This is a genomic window from Prauserella sp. PE36, from assembly GCF_003311655.1.
Classification (GTDB): Bacteria; Actinomycetota; Actinomycetes; order Mycobacteriales; family Pseudonocardiaceae; genus Prauserella_A; species Prauserella_A endophytica.
Genome location: NZ_QEQT01000034.1, coordinates 33,420 through 52,762, shown reverse-complemented (window position 1 = coordinate 52,762; position 19,343 = coordinate 33,420). Strand labels below are relative to the sequence as shown.

At 71.8% G+C, this 19,343-nt stretch carries 18 protein-coding genes; 10 read left to right on the top strand and 8 right to left on the bottom strand.

What is annotated here, in order from left to right:
* The first annotated feature begins 9 nt into the window (after positions 1–9).
* On the top strand, positions 10–504 hold the full coding sequence (locus tag DI005_RS03630) for a phosphoribosyltransferase (protein WP_113641258.1): 495 nt from the start codon (positions 10–12) through the stop codon (positions 502–504).
* Positions 501–1,235: an oxidoreductase gene (locus tag DI005_RS03625; RefSeq protein ID WP_113641257.1), complete on the top strand. Its 735-nt coding sequence runs from the start codon at positions 501–503 to the stop codon at positions 1,233–1,235. Before DI005_RS03630 ends, DI005_RS03625 begins: the two co-directional genes overlap by 4 nt.
* 5 nt (positions 1,236–1,240) lie before the next feature.
* On the opposite strand, the gene murQ is transcribed toward DI005_RS03625, so the two are convergent.
* The 6 genes from murQ to DI005_RS03595 all read right to left on the bottom strand — a co-directional run bounded on the left by murQ (position 1,241) and on the right by DI005_RS03595 (position 9,582).
* Positions 1,241–2,191 (bottom strand): N-acetylmuramic acid 6-phosphate etherase, encoded by a 951-nt coding sequence (gene murQ / locus DI005_RS03620; RefSeq protein ID WP_228714025.1) that lies wholly within the window; start codon positions 2,189–2,191, stop codon positions 1,241–1,243.
* Positions 2,192–2,250: 59 nt separating this feature from the next.
* Positions 2,251–3,261 carry a MurR/RpiR family transcriptional regulator gene (locus tag DI005_RS03615; protein WP_369973554.1) on the bottom strand — a complete coding sequence of 337 codons (1,011 nt, stop codon included), beginning with the start codon at positions 3,259–3,261 and terminating at the stop codon, positions 2,251–2,253.
* A gap of 144 nt (positions 3,262–3,405) precedes the next feature.
* Positions 3,406–5,106 carry a serine hydrolase domain-containing protein gene (locus DI005_RS03610; RefSeq protein WP_112266603.1) on the bottom strand — a complete coding sequence of 567 codons (1,701 nt, stop codon included), beginning with the start codon at positions 5,104–5,106 and terminating at the stop codon, positions 3,406–3,408.
* 45 nt (positions 5,107–5,151) lie between these two features.
* Complete coding sequence (locus DI005_RS03605) at positions 5,152–6,411, bottom strand: exo-beta-N-acetylmuramidase NamZ domain-containing protein (protein ID WP_113641320.1); 1,260 nt, start codon at positions 6,409–6,411, stop codon at positions 5,152–5,154.
* Positions 6,408–8,225: a glycoside hydrolase family 3 protein gene (locus tag DI005_RS03600; RefSeq protein WP_113641256.1), complete on the bottom strand. Its 1,818-nt coding sequence runs from the start codon at positions 8,223–8,225 to the stop codon at positions 6,408–6,410. Before DI005_RS03600 ends, DI005_RS03605 begins: the two co-directional genes overlap by 4 nt.
* A gap of 520 nt (positions 8,226–8,745) precedes the next feature.
* Positions 8,746–9,582, bottom strand: coding sequence for an HAD-IB family hydrolase (locus DI005_RS03595; protein WP_112264952.1), 837 nt, complete (start codon positions 9,580–9,582; stop codon positions 8,746–8,748).
* 394 nt (positions 9,583–9,976) lie between these two features.
* Here DI005_RS03595 and ssd point away from each other — a divergent pair, with 394 nt between their 5' ends.
* Positions 9,977–11,044 carry a septum site-determining protein Ssd gene (gene ssd, locus DI005_RS03590; protein WP_113641255.1) on the top strand — a complete coding sequence of 356 codons (1,068 nt, stop codon included), beginning with the start codon at positions 9,977–9,979 and terminating at the stop codon, positions 11,042–11,044.
* Here ssd and DI005_RS03585 read toward each other — a convergent pair.
* Positions 11,034–11,777 (bottom strand): glucose 1-dehydrogenase, encoded by a 744-nt coding sequence (locus DI005_RS03585; RefSeq protein WP_112264948.1) that lies wholly within the window; start codon positions 11,775–11,777, stop codon positions 11,034–11,036. The two genes, ssd and DI005_RS03585, sit on opposite strands and share 11 nt — an antisense overlap.
* A 166-nt stretch (positions 11,778–11,943) precedes the next feature.
* Here DI005_RS03585 and DI005_RS03580 point away from each other — a divergent pair, with 166 nt between their 5' ends.
* From DI005_RS03580 to DI005_RS03550, 7 genes are all read left to right on the top strand, one after another.
* A complete protein-coding gene (locus DI005_RS03580; RefSeq protein ID WP_113641254.1) occupies positions 11,944–13,152 on the top strand; it encodes a TadA family conjugal transfer-associated ATPase in 1,209 nt (402 codons plus the stop codon).
* The gene (locus DI005_RS03575; RefSeq protein ID WP_113641253.1) at positions 13,146–13,958 is read left to right on the top strand and encodes a type II secretion system F family protein; all 813 of its coding nucleotides are present in this window, start codon (positions 13,146–13,148) and stop codon (positions 13,956–13,958) included. Before DI005_RS03580 ends, DI005_RS03575 begins: the two co-directional genes overlap by 7 nt.
* 292 nt (positions 13,959–14,250) lie before the next feature.
* Positions 14,251–14,976, top strand: a complete 726-nt coding sequence (locus DI005_RS03570) for a type II secretion system F family protein (protein WP_233519975.1) — start codon at positions 14,251–14,253, stop codon at positions 14,974–14,976.
* Between the two features lie 28 nt (positions 14,977–15,004).
* Positions 15,005–15,205 (top strand): DUF4244 domain-containing protein, encoded by a 201-nt coding sequence (locus DI005_RS03565; protein ID WP_112264940.1) that lies wholly within the window; start codon positions 15,005–15,007, stop codon positions 15,203–15,205.
* Entirely contained in the window at positions 15,205–15,585 is a 381-nt protein-coding gene (locus DI005_RS03560) for a TadE family type IV pilus minor pilin (protein ID WP_112264938.1), read from the top strand. The genes DI005_RS03565 and DI005_RS03560 overlap by 1 nt, the downstream gene beginning before the upstream one ends.
* A complete protein-coding gene (locus DI005_RS03555; RefSeq protein ID WP_112264936.1) occupies positions 15,545–15,958 on the top strand; it encodes an Rv3654c family TadE-like protein in 414 nt (137 codons plus the stop codon). Before DI005_RS03560 ends, DI005_RS03555 begins: the two co-directional genes overlap by 41 nt.
* A gap of 333 nt (positions 15,959–16,291) precedes the next feature.
* Positions 16,292–16,933: a bifunctional DNA primase/polymerase gene (locus DI005_RS03550; RefSeq protein WP_112264934.1), complete on the top strand. Its 642-nt coding sequence runs from the start codon at positions 16,292–16,294 to the stop codon at positions 16,931–16,933.
* Here the strand turns inward: DI005_RS03550 and DI005_RS03545 are convergent.
* On the bottom strand, positions 16,897–19,305 hold the full coding sequence (locus DI005_RS03545; protein ID WP_113641318.1) for a DEAD/DEAH box helicase: 2,409 nt from the start codon (positions 19,303–19,305) through the stop codon (positions 16,897–16,899). The genes DI005_RS03550 and DI005_RS03545 overlap by 37 nt on opposite strands.
* Positions 19,306–19,343: the final 38 nt, after the last annotated feature.

Here is a 19,343-nt window from a genome sequence, read left to right as displayed (position 1 = left end):
ACGGCGCGGATGGCTGAGCGCGAGGAGCTCACGTGGGAACTGTTCGGCACGGCCAGCCGTGAGCTGGCGACGCAGGTGGCCGACAGCGGGTTCCGGCCCGATCTCATCCTGTCGATCGCGCGCGGCGGCCTGTTCGTCGCGGGCGCGCTCGGGTACGCGCTGGACGTGAAGAACCTGCACGTCATGAACGTCGAGTTCTACACGGGCGTCGACCAGCGGCTCGACCTCCCGGTGATGCTGCCGCCGGTGCCCAACGCCGTCGACCTTGCCGGTGCCACCGTGCTCGTGGCCGACGACGTCGCCGACACCGGCGCCACGCTCAAGCTGGTTCGCGACTTCTGCGCCGACCAGGTGGCCGAGGTGCGCTGCGCCGTCGTCTACGAGAAGCCGACGTCGGCGGTCGCGTGCGAGTACGTGTGGCGGCGCACCGACAGGTGGATCAACTTCCCGTGGTCGACGCTGCCGCCGGTGGTCGAGAAGAAGGGCCAGGTGCTCGACGCATGACGGACCCGCTCGCGCCTCTGTTGGAGCTCGACGGCGTCGCCACTGCCGCCAAGACCGCGCAGGACGCCATTTTCGCGGTGCACCGGCACCGCGCGAACCTGCGCGGCGGATCGGCCACCGCGGCGGAGGCATCGGTGCGTGCGGCCCGAGCGTCGGCAGGCACCGAGGGCGCCGACCCGGACCTGCCCGACGAGGGTGCCGTGACCGACCCGGTGCTGGCGGGCGCCCTGCGCGTGGCCGAGGCCGCGGAGTCGCTGCTGCCGACGTGGCGGCGGGCGCCGCTGCAGGCGCTGGCGAGGATGCACGTGCTCGCGGCCGCCGACCTCACCGCCGACGCCGACGCGCTCGGCAGGCCCCGCACCGGCGCGGGGGTCGGCGCGCGGCTGGAGCTGCTCGCCCAGCTCGTCACGGGCGCGACGGCCGCGCCGGGGCCGGTGCTGACCGCCGTGGTGCACGGCGAACTGCTGACGCTGCGGCCGTTCGGCTCGGCCGACGGCGTGGTCGCGCGTGCCGCTGCCAGGCTGACCATGATCGCGACCGGTCTCGACCCGAAGGCGCTGACCGTGCCCGAGGTGGCCTACTTCCGGCGCACCGGCCGCTATCACGAGGCCGCCGAGGCGTTCGCGAGCGGCGAGCCCGAGGGCGTGCGGCAGTGGCTGTTGTTCTCGTGCGAGGCGTTCGAGGCGGGAGCGCGGGAGGCGACGAGCATCGCCGATGCCGCCGCCTCCTGAGCCGGTTAAGAGGCCCGCGCCCGCACGGACTCCAGTGCCTTGCGGACGTGCCCGTCGGTCGCGGCCAGCGCCTTGCCCGCCGCGGCGACGTCCACTCCGGACAGCAGGTGGACGAGTGCGACCTTCAGGTCGCCGTCCGCCTTGGTCAGTGCCTCGTCGCAGTCCTGCGCGCTGAGCCCGGTGGCCTCTTGCAGGATGCGCAGCGTGCGACCCCGCAGCTTCGCGTTCGTCGCACGCATGCTGACCATCAGGTTCGAGTAGGTCCGGCCGAGCTTGACCATCGTCGCCGTGGAGAAGGCGGTGAGGACGATCTTCTGCGCGGTGCCCGCCTTCATGCGGGTGGAGCCCGCGATGGTCTCGGGTCCGGTGTCCACGGCGATCAGCACGTCGACACCCGGCGGCTTCGGCGCACCCGGGTTGCCGGACACGAGCCCGGTCCGTGCGCCGCGCCGCTTGGCGGCCTGCACCGCGCCCAGCACGTAGGGCGTGCGGCCGGACGCGGTCAGCCCGAGCACGAAGTCGCCCGCCGCCACCGTGGAGCTCAGCTCCGCGGCGCCCGCGCTCTCGTCGTCCTCCGCGTTCTCGACGGCGTGGCGCAGCGCGCGCTCCCCGCCCGCGTGGTGTGCCACGAACCAGTCGGGCGGCACGTTGAACGTGGGCACCAGCTCCGCGGCGTCCAGTACGGCGAGCCTGCCGGATGTGCCCGCGCCCACGTAGTGGACGCGGTGCCCGCCCCGGAGCGCCTCGGTGGCGTAGTCGACGGCCGTCGCGAGCTGCGGCAGCACCGCGTGCACGGCGCGGGGGACACGGCTGTCCTCGGCGTTGATCGCCGTGAGAATGCCCGCGGTGGACATCTGGTCGATGTCCGTGGTGCGGGGGTTGCGTTGCTCGGTGGGCGAGTCGACGTGCACCACCTGGGGTGGTACCGCACCGACCATCCTGCGGCTGGTTGTCATTGGCCTCACCGTCTTCGCAGTTCTGCTGTCGGAACGCGCAGCCGTATCCACCGCGTCGCTCATTTGCCGGTGTCCCTCGGCCGCCTCCTGCCGTCGGGTCTGACCCCGAGCCGGTGGGTGCCCACCGCGTCGCGGGTGGCGTCGAGCGCGCTGACGGCGTCGTCCATGTGCCGCTGCGCGACCCCGATGAACAGGCAGTCGATCACCGTCAGCTGGGCGATCCGGCTGGCCGTCGCACCGGAACGGAACGTGGTCTCGCGGGCCGCCGTGGTGAGCACGTGGTCGGCGACCTCCGTGATCGGCGAGCGCGGGAAGTTCGTCACCGCCACCGTGGTCGCGCCGTGCTCCCTCGCCACGCGCAGCGCCTCGACGGTGTCGGTGGTGGCGCCGGTGTGGGACATGCCCACGGCCACGTCACCGGCCTTAAGCACGGCCGCGGAGGTCAGCATGATGTGCGTGTCCGACCAGGCGAAGCTGACGCGCCCGATGCGGTGCAGCTTCTGCTGAAGGTCCGCGGCGACGAACGCGCTCGCGCCGACGCCGTAGACGTCGACCCTGCCCGCCGCGGCGAGGAGGTCGATCACGCGCTCCAGCTCGGCGACGTCAAGCTGCTCCGCCGTCTCCTCGACGGCGCGCGCGTCGGCGAAGCTCACCTTGCTGACCACGGAGGCCAGGTCGTCTTCCCTGGTGATGTCGCCGCCGAGGTTGCGTGTGGAGCGTGCGGCCGACCGGGCGGTGTCCGCGGCGAGCGCGATGCGCAGCTGCGGGTAACCGCCGACCCCGATGGCCTTGCAGAACCGGGTGACGGTGGTCTCGCTGGTGTTCGCGGCGAGTGCGACCTCGGTGATGCTGCGCCGGGCGACGGCCGAAGGGTCGTCGAGCACGACCTTCGCCACGCGCTGCTCGGCCCGCGCCAGGCCCGGGAGTAGCGAGCGGATGCGCACGAGCGGGCTGGCGTCCGCGTCGAGACCCTGGCCGACGGCTGCCTCGGGACCGTCGGGAGACGGCTCCGGAACGTCCTGGTCGTCAGGGTGGACACTCATCGTGGGAAACTTACTAACCGTAGGCATCTGCGACAAGGTTACCCACACCTTTCGGAATGATCGCAACCTGAGAGTGTTCCCACGTCCCGTGCTGCTGCTTCGTAGTTGCTGAGAAAGTCGCCAACCGGGTCGTGGTCGTTAACCTCCCCAGGCTAACGACTTCGCAACTAATTACCGGCTGTGCAACGAGAAGCCCACGGCGTCGAACGCGTCGGGGCTCCGCTCCCCGTCCAGCAGAGTGCCTTCTGCGTCGGCCACCTCGATGGCGTCGATGGCCACACCGCGGGCCGTGTAGTTCCCATCTGTTGTGAATCGCCAACGAAGAGTGAGATTTTCAGCGCGCGGAAGCTCCGCGCGCACGGACCACCACGCGCGGTGATCGGTTCCGGCCAGAAAAGGGACGGCCTCCCGCGGTGCGCCGGGACCCGTCGCGGTGACCGTGACCGGTTTCCACGTCGTGCCGTCGGTGCTCGCCTCGAGCACGAGCGGGTCCGTCTGCTCACAGTCGACGAAGGCCGAGAACCGCACCGACGTGTAACGGCCACCCGTCGTAATGGGCCGTGTCGTCAGCGTTGCGGTGCTGTCGTCGCCGAGTCCGCTGAACCAGAACGTGCGCCCCTCGGCCGGCAGCACCGCCATCGCACGGGAGAGCGCGGTCGCCCACGCCTGCCGGGCCACGTTGATCGAGCCCCACTCGCGACTGGGATGCACGCGGTTGGTCAGCAGGATCGCGATCGAGCGGGACTTCGGGTCGACGACGAACGACGTTCCGGCGTATCCGGTGTGCCCGGCGGTGACCTTGGACGTGAGCCCGCCCATGTACCACAGCTGGTTCAGCTCGAAGCCGAGCCCGTGGTCGTCACCGGGGAAGTCGACGTTGTAGTTGGTGAACATGGCGCGCACGCTCGCCTCGCTGAGGATCCGCTCGCCCGCGTACGTTCCGCCGTTCAGCAATGCCTGGCCGAGCACGGCCATGTCCGTCGCCGTGGAGAACACCCCGGCATGCCCGGCGACGCCGCCGAGCGCCCACGCGTTCTCGTCGTGCACCTCGCCGCGGATCATGCCCCGCCTCGGCTCCGTCTGGTACTCGGTGGCGGCGATGCGGTCGCGTTTCGACGCGGGCGGGTTGAAGCCGGTGTCGGTCATGCCGAGCGGCCGGGCGATCCGTTCGGCCACCACCCTGTCCAACGTGGACCCGGTGAGCCGCTCGACCAGCACGCCCAGCGTGATCAGGTTGAGGTCGGAGTAGGTGTAGGTGCTGCCGGGTTCGTTCTGCGGCGCGACGTTCATGACGGCCTTGATGCGCGACGCCTTGTCCGGCCAGTCGCGCCACAGCAGCAGGAACGGTTCGAGCCCCGAGGTGTGGGTGAGCAGCTGCTCGACGGTGATCGACCGTTTGCCGTTGACGCCGAACTCGGGCAGGTAGCGGGCGACGGGCGCGTCGAGGTCCACGCGGTCGCGTTCCACGAGCTGCATCACCGCGATGGACGTGAACAGTTTCGTCACCGACGCCATGTCGAAGATCGTGTCGGCGCGCATCGGCACCTGCTCCGACCTCGGCAGCTCCCGCCCGCTGCCGTCGGCGTAGCGCACGGCGCCGCCCGTGGCGTGGGTGTCGACGATCAGGCCGTTGTGTACGAGCAAGCCCACGGCCCCGGAGAACAGCGGATGCCCGTCGGCGGCGTCGGCCCGGGTCCAGCCGGTGAGCTGCCGTTCGGCGGCCCTGATCGGCTCGGGGTCCAGCCCCGCCTGCTCCGGCAGGGCCTCCATCAGCACGGTCGACGCGGGGGCGAAGCCCTCCCTCGGGCGGTCGAACCGCCCGCCGTCCTCAGGAAGGGCAGAAGCCATCGCCGTCGCTCCCGTGAGCACCATGACCGCGGCCAGCGCCGCAATTCTCCCCCGCACGATCGTCCCCACCTATCGGTAGATCAAGTACTCCTGCCGTCTGCGCTCGAACTCGGCGAGCTCCCCCTGCCATGCCCCGACGATCTCGTCGGTGCCCGCGCCCGCGTCGACCATCGTGCGCAGTCGCGCCGAGCCGGCGAGCTTGTCGATGAAGTTGTCCGGCCGCCAGCCGAACAGCCGCGGATGCACCCGCTTGGCCGTCACGAGCATCGCGACGGCAGTGCGGACGGGGTCGAAGGCGTGCGGTTCGGTGACGCTGAGCTGCACCCCGCCGCACGTCTCGCCGGAGAACTTGCCGAACGTCGGCACGAAGTAGGTCTCCCGGAAGCTCGCCCCGGCCAGGTGTTCCTCCGTCAGCGCCTCACGCCACCGCCAGTCCACACCGGGTGCGCCCACGATCTCGAACGGTCGCGTGGTGCCGCGCCCCTCGGAGAAAACCGTGCCCTCGAACAGGCACGTGCCCGGGTAGACGAGCGCGGTCTGCTCGGTCGGCACGTTCGGGCTCGGCGGCGTCCACACGAGGCCGGTCTCGGCGAAGAGCTGGGAACGCCGCCAGCCCTGGGTCTCCACGATCTCCAGTGACTCCAGGCTGCCGCCGTCGTCAGGCAGGAACTCGGCGTCGAAGAGGCGGGCCAGCTCCCCCACGGTCATGCCGTGCTGCTGCACGATCGGCTTGAGCCCCACGCCGGAGCTGAACGCGGGGTCCAGCATCGGCCCCCTGGCCTTGCCGCCCACCGGGTTCGGCCGGTCCAGTACCACGAACGCGGCGCCCGTGCGCGCGGCGGCGGCCATCGCCGTGTACATCGACCAGATGTAGGTGTAGAAGCGGGCGCCGATGTCGGCGATGTCGAACACCACCGTGTCCACACCCGCCTTGGTGATCATCGCGGCGAGCGAGTCGGCCGTGGCCCCGTACGCGTCGTAGACGGGAACGCCCGTGCGCGGGTCGGCGTAGTCGCCCTCGGAACCGCCCGCCTGCGCGCTGCCCCGGAACCCGTGCTCGGGACCGAACGCGGCGACCGGCCGGATCCCGGCAGCGACCAGCGAGTCGACGATGTGGTCGCGGCTGGCGAGCACACCGGTGGGGTTGGACAGCACGCCCACCTTTCGCCCGGCGAGGCGCTGCCAGCCCTCCGCGGCGAGCACGTCGGCGCCGGGCGTGACCCTGCCAGCCTGCGGGATCGGCGCGGCCGTGGCGAGCTGCGATCCCGTGGTGAGCATCGGGGTCGCCAGCGCGCTCGCGGCGAGGAAGAGCCGCCTGTTGACCATCACCACGTCAGTCCGTGGCCGAATGGGTAGAGCACCGTGCCGGGGTCGTCCCCGGCCGGGATCGTCACCGGAAGCCTGCCCTGCGGCGACAGTTCGCCGAAGAGCACCTTCGCGAGGGAGGACATGGTCACGCTCCGCCAGTCGTAAGTGGCGACCCACGTCGGCACATCCGCGTACCCGGGGTCGTACGGTTCCTGAACCGACACTGCCACGACGGGCTTGCCGGTGGCCATGAGTTCTTCGACGAGCGCCTGCTGGCCTTCGCTGCCGCGCAAGTTGTTCGTCAACACGATCACGACGTTTGCGCTGGTAGCAGCGGCCGTGGCACGGTCGATGGCCGCCGCGTCGGGGTTGGTGCCGGTGGGCAGGGGCGTCGCGAACGGGCCGATCGCGTCGGCGAGAGCGTCGACCGGCTCGGCCGGATAGCCGGGGTAGTCGGGCCGGTTCCAGCCAGTCACGAGCACCTTGCCCGCCTCGGCGATCGGAAGCACGCCGGCGTCGTTGCGGAGTACGGTCGTCGTCCGGTCGGTGACCTCCTGGATCCGCGCGAGGTGCTCGGGGTTGCCCACCGTGCGCTCCACCGCCCGCTCGTTCACGAACGGCTTCTCCACGATCCCGCGCTTGGCCTTGAGCTCCAGGATCCGCAGCACGCTCTGGTCGATCCGCTCCTCGGTGAGCCTGCCGCCGCGCACCGCGTCCAGCACGCCCTCCATCGCGACGCCCAGGTCCGGCGGCATCAGCATCTGGTCGACCCCGGCCTCCAGCGCGCGTACCGGGATCTCGGCGTCGGAGTACAGCTCGCGCACCCCCTGCATCTGCAGCGAGTCGGTCACCACGACACCGTCGTAGCCGAGTTCCTCGCGCAGCAGGCCGTCGATGATCGGCTTCGACAGCGTCGCCGGATCGCCCGACGGGTCGAGACTCGGCACCGCGATGTGCGCCGTCATGATCGAGTCGACGCCCGCGTCGATCGCGGCCCGGAACGGCGGCAGGTCAATCTCGCGCCACTCCTGTTCCGTGCGCTCGATCGTGGGCAGGCCGGTGTGGCTGTCGGTGGCGGCGTCGCCGTGGCCGGGGAAGTGCTTCGCCGCACCGGACACGGTTTCAGTGGGGCTGCCCGAGTTCTGGTAGCCCTCCACCTGCGCGGCCACCAGCTCGCTCGCCAGCGTGGGATCGGCCGAGAAGGACCGCGAGCCGATCACGGGGTTGAGCGGGTTGGAGTTCACGTCGGCGTCCGGCGCGAAGTCCTGCGCGATGCCCATCGCGCGCAGCTCGGCGCCGTTGATCGCGGCGGCGGTGCGGGCGCCGTCGGCGTCGCGGCCCGCGCCGAGCGCCATCGCGCTCGGGTACTCGGTGGCCGGGTCGCCGATGCGGGTGACGCGCCCGCCCTCCTGGTCGATCGACAGCACCAGCGGCACATGCGGCTCCGCCGAGACCGCGGCGCGCTGCAGTCCGTTGGAGAGGCGCGCGACCTGCGTGGGGCCGTCGACGTTGTCGGTCCCCGCGTTGTTGAAGTAGATGACGCCGCCGACCTGGTAGCGGCGCACGACCTCGGCGGGGGTGTCGACGCCGTACTTCTCCTGGTTCGAAGGGTGGGCCTCGTCCGCGCGCTTGCCGAACACGTCGGCGACGAAGAGCTGGCCCACCTTCTGTTCGAGGGTCAGCCTGCTCAGCGTCTCCTCGGCCCAGCTGTCCGGCCGCGGGTCCTCCGCCGCGGCGGGCACGGCACTCGCGGTCACCGCGAGCAGTCCGGCGATCGAGGCGGTGGCGCATTTCCTGGCATACGTCGTCCTGTGCCGGGCGCGGGGGATGGTCACGGAAAGCCTCCCAGGGCGTGTGCGTTCGTGGGATTTCCACGAGAACTCGCCGACGCCGGAAAGCTACTAACGAAACGGGAGCCGGTCAACGACCGAAAGGCGGCACTACCGAGGGAAAACCGGCCGCATACGCTGGCGGCGCCCGTGACGCTGAGCGTCAACGGGCGCCGCCTGCTCGCGCGGACTGCTCGGGTGACCAAGCTGCAACTTGTGTCGCACTCAATGGGGTCTCGGCGTCCGGCGTCCCGGTACGCAGTCCCTCGGCGACAAGCCTCCCGCGGCGTGCCCAGCGTGGGTGCCCGGAGTCCGCGCACGGAGATCGATCGGGGTGGATCGGGCTTATCTTCGCCGGATCCCTGGCCGACTCGATGTCCGCACCTCCTTTCTACCGAGTGATGGCCGTCACTTCAAGAGTGCTGTGAAGTGCACCGGTACAGACCCGCGATCCAGTGACTTTCACGTGTGTGAGCAGGTCTGTTTCCGTGACACACCAAGCCGGACAAGCCGCCGGGCGGGTGGTCTACGGGGCGTCCTTACGGCGACGCCGCGACAATCCGTAGAGCGTCGCCCCCGCGGCCACCGCGCCCACTCCGAGCCCCACCGCCATCACGGCAGGCGACGGCGCCGGGATACGGGCGCGCAACGAGACCGGGTTGGTGAACGAGTGCACGGGCCAGTCGCGCTCGACGGCCAGCTTGCGCAACGCCCGGTCGGGGTTGACGGCGTGCGGGTGCCCGACCACCTCCAGCAGGGGCACGTCAGTGCTCGAGTCGGTGTAGGCGTGGCACGCGGTGAGGTCGTAGCCGTACTCGGCGGCGAAGCGTTTCGCCGCCACGGCCTTCTGCTCGCCGTAACAGTAGAACTCCAGCTCACCCGAGTAGCGGCCGTCGACGATCTCCATCCGGGTGCCCATGCTCCTGGTGGCGCCGAGCATCTCGGCGATCGGCGCCACCACTTCCTCGCCCATCGCGGACAGCACGATCACGTCCTCGCCGCGCGCCTTGTGCTCGGCGATGAGCTCCGCGGCCTCCGCGTACACGAGCGGAGCGACGACGTCGTGCAACGTCTCGTTGACGACTGCCCGTACCTGGGCCACATCCCAGCCCGCGCACTGTGCCGAGATCGCCGCCCGCAGGCGCTCGGTACGGTCGGCGTCGGCTCCGGACAGCGAGAAGATCAGCTGTGCGTAGGCGCTCTTGAGCGCCGCGCGCCGGTTGATCAAACCCTGGCGGAGAAAGGGTTTGCTGAACGCGAGCGCGCTGGACGAGGCGATGATGGTCTTGTCGAGGTCGAAGAACGCCGCCACCGAGGCAGGTGCTCCTGACGTGCTCCGCGGTGAGCTGCTGGGTTCGGCCACGGTTCCACCATAGTGATCTGGTGTCCGGCCACCGTTACCCGGCGAGTGAGCGATCGGCGACGATGGGTGTCAGGCAGGGGATTCCCGCCACGCCGCGACAACGGAATGGAGCCTCCGCGCCGTTACCGAATTGCGGTACTCGGCGGCACGAGACCGGCGTTGCCGGCGTTAGAGTTGAAGAGTCCGGTTCAGCCGGACCCCGGTTCAGTCCGACCCCCCGGGACTGAACCCCAGGCGGTCCCCGCTCCTCCCCCCTGGCGGGGGCCGCCCCTTTATCCACGGAGTTGTCCACAGCGGGGCGGTTGTCCACAGGTTCGCGAACTCGGGCTTGCCGTGCCCCCGCGCGCCGCGTGACCGTGGGACGCGATCGGGAACCGGGTTTTGGGGGTAACAAGTGCAGCAGGCCGACCGTCCGCTCGTCGTGGCGCGCGACGACGCCGTTGCCGACGAGATCCAGCGGATCGCGGCAGCGGTGGGGTGCGAGAGCGAGTGGGTGAGCGATCTCGACGCGGCGCGGGAGTCGTGGGCGGACGCCCCGCTCGTGCTGATCGACGACTCCGTTCTCGTGGACGACCCCGGCCAAGCGTTGCCGCGTCGCGAACGGGTGCTGCTCGTCTGCAAGGGCGCTCCCGGCCCGGCGTCCTGGCAGCGAGCGTTCGTGCTCGGCGTCGAGAAGGTCGTCGCCCTCCCGGAAGACGAGGACACGCTGGTCGCCGCGTTCGCGGACGTCGCTGAGGGACCGAGCCAGGGGAAGGGCCAGGTGCTGGCCGTCGTCGGTGGATGCGGCGGGGCGGGCGCGTCGGTGCTCGCCGCGAGCGTGGGGCTTCGCGTTGCGAGGACCGGTGGTTCCGCGCTACTCGTCGACTGTGATCCGCTCGGCGGGGGCGTCGATCTGCTGCTCGGGTCCGAGCGCGCGGAGGGCGTGCGCTGGCCGCAGTTGCGTGTGCGGTCGGGGCGGGTGTCGTTGTCGGCGCTGGAAGCCGCCCTTCCGGCCAGGAAGCACGGCGAGGGAAGGCTTTCCGTGCTGTCGTGCGACCGCGAGGGGCCCGGTCCGACGGCTGACGCGGTCGCGGCCGTCGTCGAAGCGGGCAGGCGAGCGGGCCGGGTGGTGGTCTGCGACGTGCCCCGGCAGACCGAGTCCGCCTCGGAGGAGGCGCTCCGGCGCGCCGACCTGGTGGTGCTGGTGGTGCCGGCCGAAGTACGGGCGTGCGTCGCGGCGACCCGGGTACTCGCCCGGCTCGGTGAGCTGACCGGCGAGGTGCGCGTGCTCGCGCGCGGCCCCGCGCCCGACGGGCTGACCGCCCACGACGTCGCTGACGCCGTGGGCGTGCCCCTGCTCGGCCGGATCCGTACCGAGCGCAGGCTCGCGCGCGCCGTCGAACGCGGTGTGTTCAACCCACGACCGGGCGGTGCGCTCGGCACCGCGGCCCGTGCGGTGCTGGAGACACTCGCTAGCTGCTGAAGCCACCGTCCACATTGAGCACCGTGCCGGTGACGTACGCGCCGCCGTCCCCGGCGAGGAAGGCCACCGCGGCGGCGATCTCGTCGGGTCGGGCGTAACGGCCGAGCGAGGTGAAGCCGCGGATCGTGTCCGCGTTCGGCCCGTCGGCGGGGTTGGCGTCGGTATCGGTCGGCCCCGGGTGGACCAGGTTCACGGTGATGCCGCGCGGCCCCAGTTCCCTGCCGAGTCCCTTCGTCAGCCCGATGAGGGCCGTTTTGCTGAGCGAGTACAGCGACATCCCGGGGAACACCGCACGTTCGGCCACGTTGCTGCCGATGTTGATGATCCGTCCGCCGTCGGTCAGGTGCCGCACCGCGGCCTTTGCCGCGGCGAACGGGGCGCGCACATTGACGGCGATGGTCCGGTCGAACTCCGCGATGTCGAGTTCTTCCAGCGGTGCCACGGGAAATCTGCCGACGTTGTTGACGAGGACGTCCAGCCTGCCGAACTCGGTGACGGCCGAGTCGACGGCCGCCGCCACGGCTGCCTCGTCGGCACTGTCCGTGCGGAGGATGAGCGCCCGCCGCCCCGCCGCCTTGATCCGGTCGGCCACCGCGTGTGCCCGGTCCTCGTCTTGCTGGTAGGTCAGTGCCACGTCGGCGCCGTCCTCGGCGAGGCGGCTCGCGATCGCCGCACCGATTCCCCGGCTGCCGCCCGTCACCAGCGCGACCTTGTGGTCGATTCTTCGCTCCATGGCTACAGCTTCGCTCTTTCCCTCGCTGTGGTCCGGCGGGAATCGGACACGTCGTTCACCGCGGTTATCCACATCGGACCGGTTATCCACAGCCTTGTGAAATGTGTCTTGTGGTGCCTCGCTGCACCCTCGATCGTGGACGTACAGCCGATCCGAGGGGGTCCCGATGGATGCGACCAAAGTCCACTCACGACAGTCGAGCGCGACGGCCGACACCGCGCTGGTCGAGCGCGTTCGCAAACGGCTCGCCGGTGCGGGCTCCGGCACCGATCCGCGCGCCGTCGCCGATGCCGTGCGCGCCGAAACCGGCGGCGTGGCGGGACATCTGGACATCCTCGACGCGCTCCGCCTGCTCCGGCACGAGTTCGTCGGCGCAGGGCCACTCGAACCGCTGCTGACCGATCCCGGAGTTTCCGACGTGCTCGTCACGGCCCCCGACGAGGTGTGGGTCGACGGCACGCAGGGCCTGCGCCGGACCGAGGTGCGCTTCACCGACGAGGAGGCCGTCCGGCGGCTCGCCCAGCGTCTCGCGCTCGCCGCGGGCCGCAGGCTCGACGACGCGCAGCCGTTCGTCGACGGCTGGCTGCCCGGCACGGGTCCGCACGGCCGGGTGCGGCTGCATGCTGTGCTGCCGCCGATCGCGGCAGAGGGTACCTGCCTGTCCCTGCGGGTACTCCGCCCCGCGGTGCACGACCTGCGCGCGCTCCGCAGGCTCGGCACCGTCGACGACAACGGGCTCGCGTTGCTGCGCGCGACCGTCTCCGCGCGGCTGGCCTTCCTCGTCAGCGGGGCCACCGGATCGGGCAAGAGCACGCTGCTCGCGGCGCTGCTCGGCGAGGTGTCGCCTGCGGAGCGCATCGTCTGCGTCGAGGACGCCGGTGAGCTGCAGCCCTCGCATCCGCAGTTCGTCCGGCTCGTCGCCCGTCCGCCGAACGTCGAGGGCGCTGGCGAGGTGACGCTGCGCGAACTCGTGCGCGAGGCACTGCGCATGCGCCCCGACCGTCTCGTGGTGGGGGAGGTTCGGGGGAGAGAGGTCTGCGAGCTGCTGACCGCGATGAACACCGGACACGACGGTGGCGCGGGCACTCTCCATGCCAACTCGCCGAGCGAGGTGCCTGCCAGGCTGGAGGCGCTTGCCGCTCTCGGCGGGCTTTCCCGTTCCGCGCTCCACAGTCAGCTCGCCGCGGCCGTGCAGCTCGTGCTCCACATGCGCCGCCTGCCGGACGGTCGTCGCGTGCTCGCCGAGATCGGGATCGTGCAGCGTGACGGCGACACCGTGCGGGTCGCGCCAGCGTGGCGGCCCTCCGGTTGGACCGCGCGCAAGCAGCTGGTGGCCGATCTGCTCGTCGCGAAGGGAGTGGAGGTGCCGTGCTGACCTGCTCCGCGGTCAGTGCCGCGCTCGCTCTGCTGAGCTGGCCGCCGCCGACGGGGTCCCGCAGGCTCGCCCGTTTCCGTGCGCGGGGGTGCCCGGTCCCGCGGCATCGGTTCGACCCGAAGCGGTGGGCCGTCGCCTTGCCGACCGTCGGTTCGGTTCTGGCCATCGTGCTGTTCGGCCCGGCTGTCGCGGTCGCCCTGCTGTTACTGGTGTGTGCCGTCTTCCTGCAACGGCGCGCCCGCCGCCGAGCGAGGGCGCGGGTCGAGGCAGCGGCCGCGCTTGCCGAGGCCGTACGCACGATGGTCGGCGACCTGCGCGCGGGGGCGCATCCCGCGACCGCTGCGGAAGCCGCTGCGGCGGATGCCGATCCCGTTACGGCGAAAGCACTGCGCGCGGTCGCGGCCTCGGCCCGGCTCGGCGGAGATCTGGACGGTGCGCTACTGGCCCGGTCGGCCTCGAGCCCCGGCGGTGACGTACTCGCCCAGCTCGCCCGCACCTGGTCCCTCGCCCGCGAGCACGGCCTGCCGCTCGCGACCGTGCTCGACGCCGTCCAACGCGATGTGGATGCCAAGGTCCGCTTGGCCAACCAGGTCGACGCCCGCATGGCGGGCCCACGCGCCAGCGCGGGGATCCTGGCCATGCTGCCGGCGGCGGGAATCCTGCTCGGCGAGGCCATGGGCGCGCGGCCGCTTCACGTGCTCGGTACAACCTCGGCGGGGCAGCTCCTGCTCGTTCTCGGTTCCGCACTGGTGCTTGCCGGGGTGTGCTGGAGCGCTGCCCTCACGAACCGGGTGTTGCCGCGATGACTCGGCCGAGCGCGGTCAGCACGCTGCCACCGCGGGGGACACCGCGCCGATCTCGCGAGGTACTGCGTTTCGTCCCGGTGTCGCCCGGACGCGGGCGGTTGGTGATCAGGGCTGTTTTGTGGCGATCCAGGCTCCGGGGGTGGTCGACCCTCATGGTGGTGTTGCCGCTGCTCCTCTCGGAGGCGGTGAGCCGATCTCGCGGGATAGTGCGTCCCGTCCCGGCGTCGCCCGAACCTGAGCGGCCAGGGAGCACGGCTGCCCTGTGGCGATCCGGGCTGCGGGGGTGGTCGCGGTGACCACGCCGAGCCTCATCGCGGCGCTGCTGGGCACCGCGGCGCTGGTAGCCCCACCGCCCCGGGCCAACCGCCTGCGTGCGGTACTACCTCGCCCGGCTCCCCGACGGGCCACGCCCGCGCCGGTACGGACGACGCGCTCTCCGACAGGGCGCGCCAGCTGTGTGGCCGTCGCCGCGGCGGTGTTGGTGGCCGCGGGCGGGAGCTGGGCACTGGCGCTGCCGGCCGGTGCGCTCGCCGGGTTCGCCGTTCGGAGGCTGCTCTCCCGTGACCGCGCCCCCTCGGCGGATCCGCTGCGACTCGCCGCGACCGGCGACCTGCTCGCCGCCTGCCTCACCGCGGGGCTACCGGTGCCGACGGCCGTCCGGGCGGTCGCGGGAACGGCGCCGCCGGAGGAGGCGGCGGCGCTGCGGGCGACGGCCGACCTCCTCGCTCTCGGCGCCCAACCAGCCGAAGCGTGGGAACCGTCGCGCCGTTGTCCCTCGACCGCGGAGCTGGCCCGTGCGGCGTGCCGCACCGCCCGCTCTGGCAGCGCACTCGCCGAGGTGGCATCGGGAATGGCCGAACGAGCGCGCTCCGCCGTCGGCGACGAGGCCGAGGCCCGCGCGCAGCGTGCGGGCGTCCTGATCACCGGGCCGCTCGGCCTGTGCTTCCTGCCCGCCTTCCTCTGTCTCGGAGTCGTCCCCGTCGTCCTCGGCCTCGCCGAACGGCTGACCGTTTTCTGACCCCGCTCAACAGAAAGGAACCACCACCATGAACACCCTGCTCCGCCGACGCGGTCCGCAGCCCCGCGACCTCTTCGGCTCCGACGACGGAATGAGCACCGCCGAGTACGCCATCGGCACGCTGGCCGCCGCGGCCTTCGCCGCGCTCCTCTACACGGTGATCACCGGCGACTCGGTGGTCAGCGCGCTCACCTCGCTCATCGAGCGAGCGATCTCGGTGAGCTTCTGATGCGCCGGTTCCGAAGGGCGGGCGACCGCGGCACCGCCACTGTGGAGGGCGCCATCGCGCTCTGCTCGCTCCTGACGGTCTTCGGTTTCGTGCTCATGGGGATCATGGCGATCTCGAAGCAGGTGCGGTGCACCGACGCGGCGATGGAAGCGGCGAGGCACCTCGCGCGCGGACAGCCCGCGCTCGCCGAGGAGGCCGTCCGGAGGCTCGCTCCCGGCGGTGCCACGCTCGACGTGCGAACGCGCGACGGAACCGTCGAGGTGACGGTCGAGGCTCCAGCGATGAGCGCGTTGCCGGGCGTCGCGGTGCGGGCGGAGGCCTTCGCCGAACTGGAGCCAGGTGAACGGGAGGCGGGCGCCGGTGCCGCGGCCAGCGGATGAGCCCGACGGCGGATCGGCAACCGTGTGGGCGGCTGGTGCGATCGCGGGCCTGCTCGTGGTGGCCGGTCTGCTGTGGCTGCTGGGCGGTGCCGTGGTGACACGGCACCGGGCCGCGAACGCGGCGGACCTGGCCGCACTCGCCGCCGCCGGTCACGCCGACCGGGGCAGTGCCGAGGCGTGTGCGCACGCTCGCCGGATCGCCGAGCGCATGCGTGCCCGCATCCGGGACTGCCGCTTCGACGGCTGGGACGCGCTGGTGGTCGTCGAGGCACCGGGTGCAGGGCCGCTCACCGGGTTCGGGCCCGCCACCGCTCGCGCTCGGGCCGGGCCGGTCGATTCGCCCGCGGTGAACGGGCGAATGGAGCCGGACTGACCTGCCGCGCGAAGCGGTCACCGGCGAGCAGCGGTCATCGGCGTGCGACGAGCGGTCTTCGCCCGGGACGAACTGACCGAACGGCCGCAGGACGAAGCTGATCACTGCCGGGTGGGTGAGGTGCGGCGGCTGCGACGAACGGCCAGCTCAAGGGCTCCTGACGCCGACGATTGACACGCGGGGTTCAGCCGAGCCGTTGTGTCAATGCTCACTCATCGTCTGTCAAGCACCGGTTGCCGACGGGGGCCTTCCGGCCAAGTGCAACTTGCCGTTTATTCATATGCGACACCGCGTACGAGGCGGTGGAAGTTTCTGAGGAGGCTCGAGAAAGAAATGTTGGACACGGAGTGGTCGGACAGCTGGCGCGGCGCGTTCCGCATCGAGTTGCGCGCCGAAGCCATCGGCCTGGCCTGGCGAGGCTGGCCGGTGCTGCCGGGTACGTACCCCGGCGCCGGTGACGACACGGAGTCCGGCTCCGCGTGGACGCGGCCGGTGCCGGCGCACGAGGACTGGCGCCAGCGGATCGGTGCCCACCCGCAGCAGGTCGCCGCGTGGTGGACCGGCAGGCCCTACAGCCTGCTCGTCGCCACCGGGACGATGATCGATGCCATCGAGGTGGACGACCAACTCGGCCGTCGCGCCGCCACACTGTTGCGGGCGACCGGGCATCCGGCGCCGATCGTCGCGATGCCGAACGGCCGGTGGCTCTTCCTCACCACGTCGACGGACCACGTGCCGTCGGTGCTTGCCACGAACGAGAACGTGCGGTGGCACGGCGAGGGCAGCTATGTCCCGCTTCCGCCGACGCCGTTCGAGCACGGTGTCGTGCACTGGCGGGTCAAGCCGGAGATCTGGGGCTGGCGGCTTCCCGCCGCCGGCGCGGTGCACGAGGTCCTGGTGCGCGCGCTGCTCGGCGAGGCCGCCGACCACGTGACCGCTCAGCCTGTCTTCGTCGCGGGATCCTCCGCGGCGTGATCCACCCCGTGACCGTGCCGACCATCGTGGTTCACCGCCCCGAGCACGATGTCCAGCACGGTCACCGCCCCCGCCTTGTCCAGCGGATCGTTGCCGTTCCCGCATTTCGGCGACTGGACGCAGGACGGGCACCCAGCCGGGCACTCGCAGGAGACGATCGCCTCCCGCGTAGCGGCCAGCCAAGGGACGAGCGCGGCGAAGCCGCGGTCGGCGAATCCGGCACCCCCGGGATGACCATCGTGCACGAACACCGTCGCCTCCCCGGTGTCCGAGTGCATCGCGGTCGAAACTCCGCCGATGTCCCAGCGGTCGCACGTAGCGAACAGCGGTAGCAGGCCGATCGCCGCGTGCTCGGCGGCATGCAGGGCGCCGGGGATGCGCGCCGGTTCGAGACCGGCGCCCCCCGGCGCCCTGTCGCCATCGTTGGCCTTCTCAAGCAACTCGTCGCTGATCGTGTACCAGACGGCGCGGGTGCGCAGCACCTGCTCCGGCAGGTCCAGCGCGACGTGGTCGAGCACCTCGCCCGACGGCAGACGGCGCAGGTAGCCCACCACCTGCGAGGTCACCGCCACCTCGCCGAGACACACGGTGACGCCGCCGTACCGCTCCTCGCGCACCGTGTCGAGCACCGCGATGTCGACGATCTCCCTCGCCGAGGTGTTCCACTCCGGGTCCTCGGCGTGCACGAGTGCGAGGCCCTGTTCCAGATCGAGATCGTCCACGACGTACGACGAACCCTGGTGCAGGTACACCGCTCCCTGATGCACCGTGCTGCACGCCGAGCCGGGGTCCACGGTGCCCAGCAGCCGCGACGTGTCCGCCTCGACCACGGCGATCTGGTCGCCGCCCGAGCCGCGGATGTCCACCTGATGCTGCGGGCGGTCCCTAGTCGTCCAGTACCAGCCGCTCGGCCGTCGCCGCAGCACCTTGTCGGCCACCAGCTCGTCGAGCACCTCGCGGGCCGCCGCGCCGCCGAACGCGTCCAGTTCCTCCGCGGTCAGCGGCAGCTCCGCCGCCGCGCACGCCAGCTGCGGCGCCAGCACGTACGGGTTGGCGGGGTCCAGCACCGCCATCTCCACGGGACGGTCCAGCAGCGCCCCCGGGTGGTGCACCAGATAGGTGTCGAGCGGGTCGTCCCTCGCGACGAACACGACGAGCGCGTCGTCACCGGCCCGGCCCGCGCGGCCGGACTGCTGCCAGAACGACGCGAGGGTGCCCGGATAACCCGCGAGCACCACGGCGTCCAGGCCCGCGATGTCGACGCCCAGCTCCAGCGCGTTCGTGGTGGCGACCCCCAGCAGGGTCCCCGACAGCAGGGCCTTCTCCAGCGCGCGCCGCTCCTCGGGCAGGAAGCCCGCGCGATACGCCGCCACGGCCTCGCCCAGCTCGGGGTCCACCTCGGACAGGATCCGCTTCGCACCGAGCGCGGTCAGCTCCGCTCCACGCCGCGAACGCACGAACGCGAGGCTGCGGGCGCCCTCGATCACCAGCTCCGCCAGGATCCGCGCGGCCTCGGCGCCCGCGGAACGCCGCACGGGGGCGCCGTTCTCCCCGGCCAGCTCCTCCAGCAGCGGCGGTTCCCACAGCGCGACCGTGCGCGCTCCCCTCGGCGAGGCGTCCTCCACGACGGGCCTGCACTCGCGCCCGGTGAGCCGCGACGCGAAACCGGCAGGCTCCGCGGTGGTGGCTGAGGCCAGCACGAACACGGGGTCCGCGCCGTAGTGCCTCGCCACGCGCCGCAGCCTGCGCAGCAGCAGCGCCACGTGCGAGCCGAACACGCCCCGGTAGCTGTGGCACTCATCGACGACGACATAGGCGAGCTTGCGGAAGAACTTCGCCCAGCGCGCGTGTGCCGACAGCACCCCGCGGTGAAGCATGTCGGGGTTGCTGAAGACCCAGCGCGCGTGGTCGCGCACCCAGTCGCGCTCGTTCAGCGGGGTGTCGCCGTCGTAGGACGCGGGCCGCACGCCGTCGAGGCCCAGCGCGGACACCGCGCGCAGCTGGTCCGCGCCCAGCGCCTTGGTCGGCGCCAGGTAGAGAGCCGTGGCCTTGGGGTCGGCGAGCAGCTTCGAGAGCACGGGCAGCTGGTAGACGAGCGACTTGCCCGACGCGGTCCCGGTGGCGACCACGACGTCGCTGCCCGACCACGCCAGCTCCGCGGCCTCCGCCTGGTGCGTCCACGGCCGCTCGACGCCGGTGGCCCTGATCGCGTCGACGACGGCGGCCGAAGCCCAGTCCGGCCAGTCCGCGAAGCTCGGCTCCCTGGCCGGGAGGTCGGCCACGTGAGTGACCGGGTTGCGCCGTTCGGGAATGCCCGCGGTGGCACGGCTCAGCAGGCGTCGCGCCCGCAGCGACTCGCCTCGACCGCTCATGTGTTCGAGCATCGCACACCGGCCACTGCGCGCCGATC

Excerpts from the sequence above, each read along its gene's own strand:
- DI005_RS03565 (WP_112264940.1), top strand. The coding sequence starts at position 15,005 with ATGAACACCCTGCTCCGCCGACGCGGTCCGCAGCCCCGCGACCTCTTC.
- DI005_RS03550 (WP_112264934.1), top strand. The coding sequence starts at position 16,292 with ATGTTGGACACGGAGTGGTCGGACAGCTGGCGCGGCGCGTTCCGCATC.
- DI005_RS03625 (WP_113641257.1), top strand. The coding sequence starts at position 501 with ATGACGGACCCGCTCGCGCCTCTGTTGGAGCTCGACGGCGTCGCCACT.
- DI005_RS03585 (WP_112264948.1), bottom strand. The coding sequence starts at position 11,777 with ATGGAGCGAAGAATCGACCACAAGGTCGCGCTGGTGACGGGCGGCAGC.
- DI005_RS03580 (WP_113641254.1), top strand. The coding sequence starts at position 11,944 with ATGGATGCGACCAAAGTCCACTCACGACAGTCGAGCGCGACGGCCGAC.
- DI005_RS03615 (WP_369973554.1), bottom strand. The coding sequence starts at position 3,261 with ATGCCTACGGTTAGTAAGTTTCCCACGATGAGTGTCCACCCTGACGAC.
- murQ (WP_228714025.1), bottom strand. The coding sequence starts at position 2,191 with ATGACAACCAGCCGCAGGATGGTCGGTGCGGTACCACCCCAGGTGGTG.
- DI005_RS03630 (WP_113641258.1), top strand. The coding sequence starts at position 10 with ATGGCTGAGCGCGAGGAGCTCACGTGGGAACTGTTCGGCACGGCCAGC.
- DI005_RS03560 (WP_112264938.1), top strand. The coding sequence starts at position 15,205 with ATGCGCCGGTTCCGAAGGGCGGGCGACCGCGGCACCGCCACTGTGGAG.
- DI005_RS03545 (WP_113641318.1), bottom strand. The coding sequence starts at position 19,305 with ATGAGCGGTCGAGGCGAGTCGCTGCGGGCGCGACGCCTGCTGAGCCGT.
- DI005_RS03610 (WP_112266603.1), bottom strand. The coding sequence starts at position 5,106 with ATGGTGCTCACGGGAGCGACGGCGATGGCTTCTGCCCTTCCTGAGGAC.